This is a genomic window from Paraburkholderia sp. EB58 (assembly GCF_050436665.1).
GTDB lineage: Bacteria > Pseudomonadota > Gammaproteobacteria > Burkholderiales > Burkholderiaceae > Paraburkholderia.
In genome coordinates this window covers 64,262-79,012 of record NZ_JBNDMQ010000025.1, presented here as the reverse complement: position 1 = coordinate 79,012, position 14,751 = coordinate 64,262, and the positions used below count along the sequence as shown (strand labels likewise).

At 62.8% G+C, this 14,751-nt stretch carries 8 protein-coding genes; 2 read left to right on the top strand and 6 right to left on the bottom strand.

Annotation, left to right across the window (positions count from 1 at the left end; translation table 11 throughout):
- Window positions 1-53: 53 nt before the first annotated feature.
- Window positions 54-224: a hypothetical protein gene (locus tag P3T40_RS29970; protein WP_429271328.1), complete on the bottom strand. Its 171-nt coding sequence runs from the start codon at window positions 222-224 to the stop codon at window positions 54-56.
- Window positions 225-450: 226 nt separating this feature from the next.
- Window positions 451-2,124, bottom strand: coding sequence for a phosphoglucomutase (alpha-D-glucose-1,6-bisphosphate-dependent) (pgm, locus tag P3T40_RS29965; RefSeq protein ID WP_429271327.1), 1,674 nt, complete (start codon window positions 2,122-2,124; stop codon window positions 451-453).
- Window positions 2,125-2,609: 485 nt separating this feature from the next.
- Between pgm and P3T40_RS29960 the strand changes: the two genes are divergently transcribed.
- Entirely contained in the window at window positions 2,610-2,861 is a 252-nt protein-coding gene (locus P3T40_RS29960; RefSeq protein WP_429271326.1) for a DUF4148 domain-containing protein, read from the top strand.
- 318 nt (window positions 2,862-3,179) lie between these two features.
- Here P3T40_RS29960 and P3T40_RS29955 read toward each other — a convergent pair whose 3' ends face one another.
- A complete protein-coding gene (locus P3T40_RS29955; RefSeq protein WP_429271325.1) occupies window positions 3,180-5,111 on the bottom strand; it encodes a S9 family peptidase in 1,932 nt (643 codons plus the stop codon).
- Window positions 5,112-5,308: 197 nt separating this feature from the next.
- On the opposite strand from P3T40_RS29955, the gene P3T40_RS29950 reads away from it, so the two are divergent.
- Window positions 5,309-7,243 (top strand): tetratricopeptide repeat protein, encoded by a 1,935-nt coding sequence (locus P3T40_RS29950; protein ID WP_429271324.1) that lies wholly within the window; start codon window positions 5,309-5,311, stop codon window positions 7,241-7,243.
- Between the two features lie 64 nt (window positions 7,244-7,307).
- Here the strand turns inward: P3T40_RS29950 and P3T40_RS29945 are convergent, their stop codons facing one another.
- Genes P3T40_RS29945 through nirB form a run of 3 tightly spaced genes read right to left on the bottom strand, consistent with a single transcriptional unit; the run spans window position 7,308 to window position 14,472 of the window.
- A complete protein-coding gene (locus P3T40_RS29945; RefSeq protein WP_429271323.1) occupies window positions 7,308-11,507 on the bottom strand; it encodes a molybdopterin-dependent oxidoreductase in 4,200 nt (1,399 codons plus the stop codon).
- A gap of 16 nt (window positions 11,508-11,523) precedes the next feature.
- Window positions 11,524-11,871 (bottom strand): nitrite reductase small subunit NirD, encoded by a 348-nt coding sequence (gene nirD / locus P3T40_RS29940; RefSeq protein WP_429271322.1) that lies wholly within the window; start codon window positions 11,869-11,871, stop codon window positions 11,524-11,526.
- Window positions 11,872-11,928: 57 nt separating this feature from the next.
- Window positions 11,929-14,472: a nitrite reductase large subunit NirB gene (gene nirB / locus P3T40_RS29935; RefSeq protein WP_429271387.1), complete on the bottom strand. Its 2,544-nt coding sequence runs from the start codon at window positions 14,470-14,472 to the stop codon at window positions 11,929-11,931.
- Between the last annotated feature and the right edge of the window lie 279 nt (window positions 14,473-14,751).

Here is a 14,751-nt window from a genome sequence, read left to right as displayed (position 1 = left end):
CTCGCCAGGATGGCTGCGCCGAGGCCAGTGGAAAGCGTCCCTTTTGCAACTCTTTATTCCGTAGGCTTCGCTACGCGCGGAGCCGGCTGGTAGCGCCATTTGCTCGCCGCCGGGTCGTTGCGCGTGTCGTCCTGCTGGCGTTTCTCCGCCCGCGCGGCATCGGCGAGGCCGAATTCGGCGCGGCGGTCACGGGTGGGATTGTTGGCATTGGGTGGGAATGACATAGGGCCTTCTGTTTTCGGTTAACGGTTGTCACGCGGGGTGCGGTTCGTTCCGTCCGGTCTGTATCGGGACACTGAGGACGCCCAAGCGTCGACGCGCACCCGAAGCGCAACGTCATCCGGTCAGGATGACCTGCATCAGGGTGCGAGTCTGTACGGTGCAGGACTTTTGGTCTGGAGGCGTCGCCGTGGATGCGCGACGCTTCCTTCGGGAGGATCGTGCGCTTCGTTAGGTCGAAGTGCCGCCGGGCGTTGCCGCCTGTTGTGCAAGCGTGCTGTCCACCATCGCCTGGGCTTCCTCAACGATGCGGGTCAGGTGATCATCGCCCTTGAAACTCTCCGCATAGATCTTGTAGATGTCCTCGGTCCCTGACGGGCGCGCGGCGAACCAGCCGCTCTTCGTGATCACCTTGATGCCGCCAATAGCAGCCTGATTGCCCGGTGCGCGGTCGAGCACCTGCTCGATCTTCTCGCCGGCCAACTCAGTATGCGGAAACTGCGCGGGCGACAGCTTTCCCAGTTTCGCCCGTTGTGGCGCCGTAGCGGCAGCCTGCACGCGGCGCTCGGTCGGCTCGCCCAGGCGTTGCGTCAGGTCGCGGTAGATTTCGGCGGGGTCGCGGCCGATGCGTGTCGTGATCTCGGCCGACAGCAACGCGGGCACGATGCCATCCTTGTCGGTGGTCCAGGCCGTACCATCGAGTCGCAGACAACTCGCTCCCGCGCTCTCCTCGCCGCCGAATCCGAGGGACCCGTCGACCAGACCGTCGACGAACCACTTGAATCCCACCGGCACCTCGTAAAGCGTGCGGCCAAGTTTCCCGGCGACCCGGTCGATCATCTGGCTGCTGACGATGGTTTTGCCCACCGCCGCGCGAGCCGGCCAGTTCGGCCGATGCGCGAACAGATAATCGACCAGCACGGTGAGGTAGTGATTGGGCGGCAACAGACCTGCCCCACGCGTGACGATGCCATGGCGGTCGTGATCGGTATCGCAGGCAAAAGCCACGTCGAAATGGTCCTTCTGCCCTAGCAACGGCTGCATCGCGTAAGGCGATGATGGATCCATGCGGATGCGCCCGTCCCAATCGAGGCTCATGAAGCGAAACGTTGGATCGACTTCGTCATTGAGGATGGTCAGGTTCAGGCCGTAGCGTTCCGCAATAGGCCCCCAGTAGTGCACGCCGGCGCCGCCGAGCGGATCGACGCCGAGGCGGATCGGCGCGCCGCGTATAACGTCCATGTCGATAACGTTGGCGAGGTCGTCGACATAAGCGTTGAGGTAATCGTGCCGGTGCGTGGTCGACGCAGCGAGTGCGCGGGCTAGCGGCACACGCAGCAGGCCATCGAGCCCGGTCTCCAGCAAGGCGTTCGCCGCCTTCTCGATCCAGCCGGTGACGCTGCCGTCGGCCGGTCCACCGTTGGGCGGGTTGTATTTGAAGCCGCCGCTTTCGGGCGGGTTATGCGAAGGCGTGATCACGATGCCATCGGCCAGTCCCGACGTGCGGCCGCGGTTATACACGAGGATCGCGCGAGACAAGGCTGGCGTGGGCGTGTATTCGCCGTCCGGCGCGATCATGACCTCGACGCCGTTAGCGGCCAGCACCTCGAGCGCGCTGGCGTTGGCGGGTTCGGACAGCGCGTGTGTATCGATGCCGAGAAAAAGCGGGCCGTCGATACCCTGCTGCTTTCGATACTGGCAAATGGCCTGCGTGATGGCGAGCACATGCCATTCGTTGAAGCTGCGCTCGAACGGCGAGCCACGGTGCCCCGAGGTGCCGAACGCGACCCGTTGCGCGGCAAGCGACGGGTCCGGCGTTTCGGAGTAGTACGCGGTGACAAGCCGGGGGACATTGACGAGCATGTCGTGTGACGGGAGCTTGCCGGCGAGAGGACTGATGTTCATGGATGCCCTCCAGTTGTGCTTCGCAAAACGTGGAAACCCGTTGGGACCGCTGCCGCCAAAGGCAGCGAGCGCTTATTTCACCATCTTATTTCACCACTTATCTGGCCACTCAGGAGTCCCGGATTACCCGAGCATACTCCGGTAAGGGAGCAGGCAGCCGATATCCGCTGCGACGAACGGCAAGCATGCCGTCATCGTGATCGCCAACCGGCCTGCAGTCTCTCACCGCTCCTTTGGGCCTGGCATCATCCCGGATCAAACCGCTTGAGTTGTACGACAACCAGTCAGTACTACCGCACCAACCCGTGCTGAACCCCACGCGCCGGCACCTCGAAAGTCGCCAGGACCGGCATCGGTCCGGTCTAAATATCTCTTCATTTTCATGAACCCGTTGCGATAGGCCGCGCGTCTTATTCTGCATCCCAGCGGACAACCCAAGCCCTCGCGCCGGTTGTTTCAGGCCACACACGCATGGAGATGAATTGATGAAACGCATGACACTCGCCGCACTTGCCGGAATCCTGGTGAGTAGCGCGGCCTTCGCCCAGTCCAATCCCAGTATGAACGATGCTGCGACGACCGCGCAGCAGCCTCAACAAACCCAGAGTCAGTCGGTGCCGCCGTATGACCAGCCCAGCGCGGGAAAAACCCGCGCCGAGGTTTATCAGGAGCTGGTGCACGCCGAACAGGACGGACAGCTAGCGACCCTGAACCGCACCTTGTATGCGCACCACTGAGGCGGCTTGAACTGTTGCTTTAACCCTTCGTGCGGTGGCGTGCAATCCTGCCTTGCAGCGCTGCGCTGATTCGCTTTCACGTCTTTGTCGAACTATCTGAAATCATGAAACTTCGGACTTTATTCTCGCGAATGGTACGGCTCGCCGCGTGCGTCGCCGTGGGGGCGACGCTGGCCGGATGCGCCTCGTTGCACGGTTCTCCTAACGGCCCTGGCGACTGCGTCGGGCCCCCGGATTTCTGCACACCGTTCTTCGGGTCGTAAGCGGGGCTACCGCAACATGCTGATCGGAGCCCCGCGGGAGACGTCCTGGTACGCCCTACTCTGCGTGCCGCGCCGGTAAATCGAGCAGGTCCGCCCCTTCCAGGATCTCGGCGGTCGAACCGTTCCATTCGGTTTCCCGCATCGGTTCGGCCCGGCCGCCGAGATGCCGTTCGAGAAACGCCTCGGTAATCGCGTTGAACGAGATGCTGTTTTCCGGGCGCGCAAAACCATGCCCTTCGTCCGGATACAGGACGTAGGTCACGGGGATGCCGTTCACCTTCATCGCATCGGCCATCTGATCGCTCTCGGCCCGTTTGACGCGCGGATCGTTCGCGCCCTGACCGATCAGGAGCGGCCGGCGGATACGGTCGGCGAGATGCACGGGCGAGCGCTCGCGCAGCAGGGCCCGTCCCTCCTCGGTCGAGGGATCGCCAATGGCGCGGACGAGTTGCGTACGAAACGACTCCCAGTAAGGCGGAATGCTTGCCAGCAGCGTTTCCAGATTCGACGGTCCGACGATTGCCACCCCGCATGCATAGAGCTCGGGGTTGCGCGTCATACCGGCGAGTACTGCATAGCCGCCGTAGCTGCCGCCCATGATTGCGATCCGCGCTGGGTCCGCGATGCCGTTGTCAACGGCCCAGGCCACGGCGTCGAGCAGGTCGTCGTCCATACGGCGGCCCCATTCGCCGTCGCCGGCATTGACGAACTTCTTGCCGAAGCCCATCGAGCCGCGGAAATTGACGCTCAGCACGCTGTAGCCGCGGTTCGCCAGCCATTGATGGTCGGCATTGAAGCCGAAGCCGTCGCGTCCCCACGGGCCGCCATGAACCGTCAACGCGAGCGGCCCCGGCTGGTTCGCGCCTGCGGGGCGCGTGAGATAAGAGATCAGCTCGAAGCCGTCCCGCGAGCGGATCACCACAGGCTGCATGGGCACGAGCGGCGCCCCGTTCAACTCGGGGCGATGCTCGAACAAGGTGCGCAGCGTTTGCTGCTCGCGATCGTAAAGATAAGTCGTCGCCGGACGCAGATCCGAATCGGCGTTGATGATCCACAGCCGTTCGTCCTCCGTGCGACCTCCAATGTGCCAATCGCCCACTTCCTTGCCGTTCAGGAAATCGAGGTCGCGTTGGATTTCCGTTGTGAGCGCAACATACTCCCGGCGCTCCGCGTCGAGGGAATAGGCAACCGGCTCGAGCGTATCGGCATCCAGAATGAAGTCGAACAGATCGACACGCGGATTCGCCGCCACTAGCTGGGTCGCGCCGCTGGCGAGATCGATCCGCGTCAATGCCGCCGTATCGCGGCCGCGGCTATCGAACATGAATAACGCGGTGCTGTCACCGTTCAGGTGGCGCGGTCCGGACGTCCACGCATCTTCTGGCGTAAAGCTGGTCCATTCGGTCCACGCGCCTTCCGCGTTGCGCTTGAACACCTCGTTCGTGCCGTCACTTGCCGTGCGCGTGGCGAAGTGCGTCCGGTAGTGCCTGTCCGTGATAAAGCCCGCAAAATCCGTGTTCTGTTCAACGAGCACGAGTTCGCCGGTTGCGAGGTTCAGCGTGTGCAGATCGAAATACTTCGGGTCGCGCTGGTTCATGGCCACGAGAATGCGGTCACGCGCGATTTTGCTGACGCGCTCGACGTGCACTGTCACCCCTTTGAAAGGCGTCAGATTGCGCGCGGCGCCTGTGTCCAGGTCGACCACGTAGAGGTGGAAATCTTCGTTGCCGTCGACATCCTGCTGATAGAAAAGCTGGCCTTCGTACGTCCAACCATGAACGAAGATGCCGCGCTTCGTATCGCTCGTGACCGCCCGGGCGCGCGTCAGGTCGTCGATGGGCGTGACCCAGATATTCAATACGCCATTGACGGGCGCAAGCCATGACAGAAACCGGCCATCCGGACTGATATGCACCGACGTGCGTTCCGGATTGCCAAACAGATGCGCGCGAGGAATGAGCGGAATGTCCGCAGCGGTTGATGTCACTTGATGCTCTCCGTCCGTAAGGAAAATCGTGTGGGACAACCCCAAGCAGAATAGCCGGAATTCGGCGCAGAGCAAACTGCCTGAGTGAACGTGAGCCATGCCGATCGCATAGCAAACCAGTCCGGCAAAAGGAGCGGGAGCATCGCCCCAGGTCGCCAAGCCGTATACTTGCAGGCGTGATCCCGAACCGGCTATGCATGACTCCCTCCCCGACTGAAAACGCCGCGCAAGCGCACCAACTTACGCTGCAAGGCGCGACGCTGTTTCAAGCCGGACAGGCCGCGCAGGCGCGCGAAGTCTGCCTTGCGGCATTGCAACTCGCGCCCCAATCCTGCGAAGTGTTGCTATTGCTGGCGTTTATCGCCCTGCGGGCAAAGCAGCCGCACGAATCGATCGAATGGATCAACCGGGCCATCGCGGAGAACGGCGAACTCATGGAAGCGTATTTTCTGCGCGGTGAAGCGCAGCAAATGGTGAAGCAGTACGAGGCTGCCGCAGCGAGCTATGACGAGGTGCTAAGGCACAGGCCTAACCATGCAGATGCCATGAACAACCGGGGCAATGCCTGCCACGCACTGGGTCAGCATGAGCGTGCGCTGAAGGACTACGATAAGGCGCTCGAACTGAATCCGTCCAAAGCCTCGTTTCATAACAACCGGGGTCTCGCTATCAAGGCATTGGGTGATCACCCGCTCGCGATGGCCTGCTTTCAGCGGGCCATTGGACTCCAGCCAGACTATGGGCTCGCTCACTTCAACTTCGGGTTGTCGCTGTTTGCGACGGGCCGCTATCAGGACGCTGTCGCGAGCCACGACGAAGCGATCCGGCTCATGCCGGACCACGGACCTTCGCATTGGGGACGTGCTGACGCATTGCGCGCCACCGGACAGTACGAGGCCTCGCTAGCCTCGTACGACACCGCGATCTCCCTCGAACCGCATCACGCAGACATCTACAACAACCGTGGCTTGTTGCAGCACTTTTGGGGCAAGCATCATGAGGCGTTGGCGGATTTTGCCATTGCGACACGCCTCAATCCCTTGCACGCGGACGCCCACTGCAATCGCGGCATGGCGTTGGAAGCATTGGGGCAGCATACGGATGCGCTTGGCCACTACGACGCGGCTATCGCTCTTTCGCCCCACCACGTGGCTGCCCATTTCAATCATGCGCTCTGTGATCTCACGCTGGGAAACTACGGCGAGGGATGGCCGGAATATGAATGGCGCTGGCAGACGGAGCAACTCAAGTCATCCGAACTGATTTCGGACAAACCTCTGTGGCTGGGCAAAGAATCGCTGCGCGGCAAGCGGATCCTCGTGCACGCCGAACAGGGGCTTGGCGACAGCCTGCAGTTTTGCCGCTTTCTGCCGATGGTTTCAGAACTCGGCGCAACGCTGATCGTGCAGGTCCAGGCGCCGCTGGCGCCGCTACTCAGGACGATGAGCGGCGTCGCTCAGGTCGTCGCGCAAGGCGAGGCCCTGCCCGAGTTCGACGTTCACTGCCCGTTCATGAGCCTGCCGTTGGCGTTCGGAACCACCGTCGATACGGTGCCGTTTGCGCCGCGGTACGTGTGGCCCTCTGCGCACAAGGCGCTGGCGTGGCAACAGCGCCTTGGCGCGAGACAAGCGCCTCGCGTCGGTCTGGCGTGGGCAGGCGCTCCGCACAGTTCGCGCGCGGTCCAGCGACCGGTCGATGTCCGCAGGTCGATTCATCTGGCGCAGTTCGCCGCTTTGAACCTGCCAGGTGCGGCGTTCGTTAGTCTGCAGAAAGGCGAGCCGGCGGTGTCGCAGTTAAGGACGCTCGAAGAAGCGCGCTGGGACGGACCCGCCATCCAGGACCTTACTGCCGATTTGCACGACTTCGAGGACACAGCCGCGTTAGTCGATCAGCTCGACCTGGTGATCTCGGTCGACACCTCCGTGGCGCATCTGGCGGGCGCGCTCGGCAAGCCGGTGTGGCTGCTCAACCGCTTCGATACATGCTGGCGCTGGATGACCGAGCGGGACGACAGTCCGTGGTACCCAACAATGAAGATTTTTCGGCAGCCGGTGGCGGGCGATTGGGACAGCGTACTTGCACAGGTACGTGCAGAACTGCAGAGTTTTCTCTCCCCAGACTCCAGACTTTAAGCTTTGGCGAGGCGAGCGCAGCGCAACGCCAAGCCGCACCACATCACGCCCCAAGCGCCACGCTTCAATAAACATCCCGCACGTAGCGCTTTTCGCGGGCGAGCCGGTTGACATACTCGAGCGCCTTCTCGTCACTCATGCCGCCGTGGCCGGCCACCACCGTCTTCAAGACCGCGTCGACGTCTTTTGCCATCCGGCTGGCATCGCCGCAGACATAGAAATGTGCCCCGGACTCGAGCCACGCCCACAGTTGCGCGCCATGTTCGCGCATCCGGTCCTGCACGTAAATTTTCTCGCTCTGGTCGCGTGAGAAGGCCAGATCGAGCCGGTTCAGCAGCCCCTTCGCGCGCATCGTTTCCAGCTCATCGCCGTAATAGAAGTCCGTTGCGCAATGCTGCTCGCCAAAGAACAGCCAGTTACGGCCTGTATCGCCACGGGCGAGCCGTTCGTGCAGGAAGCCGCGGAACGGCGCGACGCCGGTGCCGGGTCCCACCATGATCATCGGCGTGTCGCCGTTGCGCGGCGGCCGGAAATGCGCGGACTTTTGCACGTATACCGGCACACTGACATCGCCGGCGCGATCCGCTAGGAAGGTGGACGAGACGCCTTTGCGCTGGCGCCGGCCGTTGTTGTAGCGAACGGCAGAAACGGTCAGGTGGACTTCACCCGCGTGCGCCTTCGGGCTCGACGCAATCGAGTAAAGCCGCGGCTGCAGGCGCTTGAGCATGCCGAGCAACTCCGGCGCCGTCAACGCCACCGGAAACTCGTGCAGTACGTCAGCCAATTGTTGGCCCCACAACCATTTCTTCAGATCCGTCTTGCGGTCCTCGGCGAGCAAGGCGCCGAGTGCGCCGCTCCGATCACGCGAGGCAATAAACGCCAGCGCTTCGGGACTGGGACGGGCAATTTCGTAGTGCTTGCCGAGTGCATCGGCGAGGCACATGTCGCCGACGCCATTGACATTCACCGCCGTATCCGCGGCGAGCCCGCTCAAGCCGATCAGTTCATCGACCAGTTCCGGGCAGTTGCTCGGCCATACGCCCAGCGCGTCACCCACCTCGTATTCGAGGCCCGAGTCTCCGGTCGACAAGGAGAAGTAACGCGTATCCTTCGACGCACCCGCCTTGTTGAGCCGCAAGTTCATCACGAGCCTCGAAGCCGCGGGATGCGCTTTGGTCGCCAGCGCACCGGGCAAAACCGACGGGATCATGCCGTCCGCGGGCACGTCATGGAGCGCGGCATCTTCCTCCTTGATACGCGCGACGATCCGCTCGAGCCATGCGTCGGCTGCGGGTTGAAACTCCGCATCGCAGTCGACCCGCGGCAGCAGGCGCAGCGCGCCCTGCTCCGCGAGACGCGTATCCAGTGCGCGGCCGTGACCGCAAAATGCGTCGTAGTTGCGGTCACCAAAGGCCAGCACCGCGTAGCGCAGGTTATCGAGGCGCGGTGCGTTATCCGCCTTCAGCGCGCTCCAGAAGCTCTCTCCATTGTCGGGAGCGTCGCCATCACCAAAGGTGCTCGACATCAGCAGCACGTATTGGGCCTTGGTGAGCGCCCCAACGTCGTAATCCGCCATACAGGTCGTGCGAATCTCAAAGCCCGACTCCATCAATTGCGTGGCATAGCGCTCCGTCAGCGATTCGATGTTGCCGGTTTGCGATGCCCACAGCAGCAGTACTTTCGGCCGCGCCCGTGCAATCCGCACGGCGGATGAAGATGCCGCCGCATCGGACACGGCGAGCGGGCCGCCGCCCAGCGACGGCGCGCCCGTATCGGCACGGCTGTAGAGACCGGCGAGCATCCCGTCGAACCAGAGCCGTGTGGCGGACGGCAGCGGCGCGCTGGCCGGCAGCATGGGTACGCCGTCCGCCTGGCCGCGTTGGCTTGCCCGCAGGCCGCCGATAAAGCCGGATACATAGGCACGTTGAGCGTCGTCGAGCTGCGGCGCGGGCACTTCCGGCAAACCGAGTAACTGGACGAGGGCGTCGATACGGGACATGTCCCTTTCCTTGATCGAACCGGCATCGACCGCGAGCAACGGGGCCGCGGTTTCAGTGCCGGAGGGGATGGCGTCAGAGTGATCAGAGTCGGCCATCGTGGCGAGCGGTTCCGCCGCGACCCGCGTGAGCGTCACGGCGCAGAACTTGAGTTCCGGCTGTTGCGAGATCGGATCGACCGCGTCGTTGGTCACCGCGTTGATGCAGAGGTCTTCGCCAAACACGTCGTTCCAATGCATCGGTGCAAAGCATGAACCGGCGCTTACGCGATCGGTCACCACCGCAGGCAGCACCGCGCGGCCGCGCCGCGAGCGCACCTCTATAGGATCCCTTGCCTCGATGCCGAGCGCGGCCGCATCCTCCGGGTGAATCTCGATGAATGGCTTGGGATTGAGCTTGTTCAGCATCGGGATCTTGCCGGTCTTGGTCATCGTGTGCCATTGATGCTGCAAGCGGCCGGTGTTCAGCACGATCGGAAATTCCGGCGCGGGCATTTCCGCCGGTTCCGTATGCGGCCGCGCGAAGAACACGGCCTTGCCGCTGGCGGTCGGAAAGACCAGCGCCGGTCGGGTGCCGTCGGGCATCTCCTTGAGAGTCTGGCTGACGCCGTCGTTCACATAGCGCAGCGGATTGCGGTCATGCGTTGCGTCTGGCGCGCAAGGCCACTGCAACGGCGTCTCGCGCAGCCTTGCATGGCTCGCGCCGCGCAGGTCGTAGCCGGTCTTTGGATTCGAAGCACGCGTGATCTCCGCGAACACTTCATCCGCCGATGCATAACTGAAGGCGTCCGCAAAGCCCATTTCGCAGGCCACCCGCGCGATGATCTGCCAGTCGGGCAACGCCGCGCCAGGCGGGTCGATGGCCTTTTGCATCAGCGTCATGTTGCGTTCGGAGTTGATCATCACGCCCTCCGCTTCGGCCCACAGCGCGCCGGGCAGCAGGACATCGGCATAGCGATTGGTCTCAGTGTCGAGAAAGGCGTCTTGCGCGATCACCAGTTCGGCGGCTTGCAATCCGGCAATCACGTTTTGCCGGTTGGCGACGCTGGCGACCGGATTGGTGCAGATAATCCAGCACGCCTTGATCTCGCCTGTCGCCATGCGCGAGAACATATCGATGGTGCCCTGCCCGACCGCCGTCTTGAGCGTGCCCGGCGCAACGCGCCACAGGTCCTCGACGAAAACACGGTCCTCCTCCACCTGCACCGAACGCTGGCCAGGCAAGCCCGGTCCCATGTAACCCATCTCGCGGCCACCCATTGCATTCGGCTGGCCCGTCAGCGAAAACGGTCCGCTACCCGGGCGGCAGATCTTGCCCGTTGCAAGATGCAGATTGCAGATGGCGTTGGTGTTCCAGGTGCCGTGCGTGCTCTGATTCAGACCCATGGTCCAGCAGCTCATCCACTCTGGCGCGGCGCCGATCCATTGCGCGGCCTTGCGGATATCCGCCTCGGGGATGCCGGTGATGGCAGCCACCTTTTCTGGCGTGTAATCCGCAAGGAAGGCCGGCATGTCGTCCCAGCCTTCCGTGAATGCAGCGATAAAGTCACTGTTCGTTTGACCGTTCTGATGCAGCAGATGCAGCAGACCGTTCAGGAGTGCCAGGTCCGTACCCGGCTTGATCTGCAGGAAAAGGCTTGCCTTGTCCGCCGTCGTATTGCGGCGCGGATCGACCACGATCAGTTTGGCGCCGGCCTTGACGCGCTCCATCATGCGCAGATACAGGATCGGGTGGCAATCCGCCATGTTGGCGCCGATCACGAAGAACAGATCGGCCTTGTCGAAATCCTGATACGAGCCCGGCGGCCCGTCGGCGCCCAGCGAGAGCTTGTAGCCGCTGCCGGCGCTCGCCATGCACAGCCGCGAGTTCGATTCGATATTGTTGGTACTGACGAAGCCCTTGGCGAGCTTGTTGACGAGGTACTGTGCCTCGATCGACATCTGGCCCGACACGTAGAACGACAACGCATCGGGGCCATGCGTGTCGAGCAGCGTGCGCAAGCGGCGGCCCGTGTCGGCGATCACCTGGTCGAGCGGCAGCGGGATCGGGTCGCCATTGCGGTCGCTGCGCTCGAAAGCGTTCTCGAGACGTCCGGACTTGCGCAGCGCGACGTGGGCCGACGAGCCTTTGGTGCAAAGCCGTCCAAAGTTGGCAGGATGTTCCTTGTCGCCGGAGATTTTGACGACCTGGCCGTCCTCCACCTGCAGGACCATGCCGCAGCCAACGCCGCAGTAGGGGCACACCGTCTTGACGCTTGCGCTGCTCATCACGTGCACGACCTTCTTATACCGCGACCCAGACCTGGCCGTCCTTGACCTGTGCCGCGAACGCGCTGACCGAATGTTCAGGCGCTTCAAGACACTCGCCGGTGCGCAGATCGAAATGCTGCTTGTAGATCGGCGAGGCCACCACGATGCGCTCGCCGAGGCTGCCGATCAATCCGCGCGAAAGCACCGCAGCCTGCGAACAGGGGTCGTAATTGTCGATTGCATATACGCCGCCCTCGCCTTGCGCGACATTGAACACGGCCACCTGTTTGCCTTCGACGAGCGCGCAAACGCCTGTGTTGGGGACGATGTCGTCGAGCGCGCAAATTGGCACCCAGTTAAGCGGATTTCGATCGTGACTCATGATGGGTTTCCTGGAGTGAGTGACAGTGGCTTTGGATCGTGGCTTCGGATCGCGCTTTCAAACAGTCTCAACGACCACCGGAACCGGGAACGGCTTTGCCGCCTCGCGTTCGGCTGGCGTTGCCGGACGAATCTGTCCACGCTCCTCGACGAAGGTGACGTTTTCATCGACCTTGTCGCTGTTGACGAAATGACGGAAGCGCTTGCGGGTCTCGCGATCGGTCACAGCCTTCTTCCACTCGCATTCATAGGTATCGACTACGTTGCGCATTGCCGCTTCCAGCTCCGCGCCGAGTCCCAATTTGTCGTGCACAACAACGTCGATCAGGTAGTCGAGGCCGCCCTCGAGGTTGTCGCGCCAGACGCTGGTGCGTTGCAGTCGGTCGGCCGTGCGGACATAAAACATCAGGAAACGGTCGATGTAGCGCACCAGCGTCTCGCGATCGAGATCCGCCGCGAGCAGTTCGGCGTGGCGCGGCCTCATTCCGCCGTTGCCGCATACATAGAGATTCCAGCCTTTTTCGGTGGCGATAATGCCGACGTCTTTGCCTTGGGCTTCGGCGCATTCGCGAGTGCAGCCCGAAACGCCGAACTTGATCTTGTGCGGCGAGCGCAGACCCTTGTAGCGGTTCTCCATCTCAACAGCGAGCCCAACCGAGTCGCCCACGCCATAGCGGCACCACGTCGAGCCCACGCACGACTTCACCGTGCGCAGCGACTTGCCGTAGGCGTGGCCCGATTCGAAACCGGCCGCGATCAGTTCTTCCCAGATCAGCGGCAACTGGTCGACGCGGGCGCCGAACAGGTCGACACGCTGGCCGCCGGTGATCTTCGTATAGAGGCCGTACTTCTTTGCGACCTGGCCGACGGCAATCAGCCCCTCCGGCGTCACCTCGCCGCCGGGCATGCGCGGCACTACTGAATAGGTGCCGTCACGCTGGATGTTGGCGAGGTAGTAGTCGTTCGAATCCTGCAGGCTGGCGTGCTCCTTTTTCAGCACGAACTCGTTCCAGCACGAGGCGAGGATGTTGGCGACGGTCGGTTTGCAGATGTCACAGCCGAGGCCGTGGCCATGCTTTTCGAGCAGCGCGCCAAAGGTCTTGATACCCTCTACGCGCACCATGTGATGCAGTTCCTGGCGCGAGTACGGGAAGTGTTCGCAGACGTGGTTGTTGACCGCCATGCCCTGCTTCTTCATTTCGGCCTCCATCACCTGGGTGACAAGCGGCACGCAGCCGCCGCACGAGGTGCCGGCGCAGGTTGCCGTCTTCAGCGCCCCGATGCTGGTCGCGCCCGCGCACACCGCTGCGCAGATTTCGCCTTTGGAGACGTTGTTGCACGAGCAGATTTGGGCGCTCTCGGGCAATGCGTCGACGCCGAGTCCCGGTTTAGCCTGGCCGTCGCTCGACGGCAGGATCAGAAACTCCGGCGCTTCAGGCAGTTCGATGCGGTTCAACATCATCTGCAGCAGCGTGCCGTATTCCGCTGCATCGCCCACCATCACTGCGCCGAGCAACTGCTTGCCGCACTCGGAGACCACCAGCTTCTTGTAGACCTGCTTGCGCTCGTCGCTGAACTGGTATGTGCGACTGCCCGGTGTCTTGCCGTGCGCATCGCCGATGCTCGCCACATCCACGCCCATCAGCTTGAGCTTGGTGCTCATGTCGGCGCCGGCAAAACCCGCCTCGTCGCCGAGCAATTGCTTCGCCGTGATCCGCGCCATCTCGTAGCCCGGTGCGACGAGTCCATACACCATGCCGTTCCACGCCGCGCATTCGCCGATCGCGTAGATGTCGGGGTCGCTGGTGCGGCAGGTATCGTCGATCGCAATGCCGCCACGCGGGCCCAGTTCGAGCCCACAGGCACGGGCAATCTCGTCACGCGGCCGGATGCCCGCGGAAAACACGATCATGTCGGTGTCGAGATGCGTGCCGTCGGCGAACTGCATGCGGTGCGTACCCGCCTCGCCATCGACGATTTCGAGCGTCTGTTTGCCGGTGTGAACCTGCACGCCAAGTTCTTCGATCTTGCTGCGCAGAACCCGCCCACCGCCTTCATCGACCTGCACCGCCATCAGGCGCGGCGCAAATTCGACGACATGTGCGGCCAGTCCCATGTCGCGCAGTGCCTTCGCGCATTCGAGCCCCAGCAGCCCGCCGCCTACCACCACGCCGGTTTTCGCGCGCACCCCGCAGGCTTGCATCGCTTCGAGGTCTTCAATCGTGCGGTAGACGAAGCAGTCCTGACGATCGTTGCCTGCGATCGGCGGCACGAATGGCGACGAACCGGTGGCGAGCACCAGCTTGTCGTAGGAAAGGGTCTCGCCGGTCGAGATGCGCACCGTGCGCGCCGCGCGGTCGATCGACAGCGCCTTCGCGTTGAGCTTGAGCAGCACGTTCTCGCGCTCGAAGAAGCCCGGCTTCACGAGCGACAGGTCGTCTGCGGATTTGCCGGAAAAGAATTCGGACAGATGCACGCGGTCATAAGCGGGACGCGGCTCTTCGCACAGCACGGTGATGTGCAACGCCGACTTCGCTTCGTCCACAAGGCATTCGAGGAGCTTGTGACCCACCATCCCATGACCGATGACCACCACGTTCATGGCAGAGGTTTCATCCGTTTCCAGCTCGATTCGCGACATGATTTTCGTCCGGCAAATAAAAAGGCGTCCCGCGGATCCAGTCGCCAAAGCGACTGAATTCGGGGGACGCCGTTGTCCAAAAGCCCGTGATCAAGGATTGACTTTTGCTGCAATACTGGCCGGATCATCGTTGATCCGCCGGGCAGACTTACGCAAAGGCCATGCCATGTGGTGCAATCCAACGCGGCGGCCCTTGCGGCGGGCGTCTCGCCAATTTCCGCGAATGACCCCGCGCACCGC

What these genes read in the sequence shown, in the direction of transcription:
- P3T40_RS29945 (WP_429271323.1), bottom strand. Translation starts at nt 11,507, where the DNA reads ATGAGCAGCGCAAGCGTCAAGACGGTGTGCCCCTACTGCGGCGTTGGC.
- nirD (WP_429271322.1), bottom strand. Translation starts at nt 11,871, where the DNA reads ATGAGTCACGATCGAAATCCGCTTAACTGGGTGCCAATTTGCGCGCTC.
- nirB (WP_429271387.1), bottom strand. Translation starts at nt 14,472, where the DNA reads ATGAACGTGGTGGTCATCGGTCATGGGATGGTGGGTCACAAGCTCCTC.
- P3T40_RS29970 (WP_429271328.1), bottom strand. Translation starts at nt 224, where the DNA reads ATGTCATTCCCACCCAATGCCAACAATCCCACCCGTGACCGCCGCGCC.
- P3T40_RS29960 (WP_429271326.1), top strand. Translation starts at nt 2,610, where the DNA reads ATGAAACGCATGACACTCGCCGCACTTGCCGGAATCCTGGTGAGTAGC.
- pgm (WP_429271327.1), bottom strand. Translation starts at nt 2,124, where the DNA reads ATGAACATCAGTCCTCTCGCCGGCAAGCTCCCGTCACACGACATGCTC.
- P3T40_RS29950 (WP_429271324.1), top strand. Translation starts at nt 5,309, where the DNA reads ATGACTCCCTCCCCGACTGAAAACGCCGCGCAAGCGCACCAACTTACG.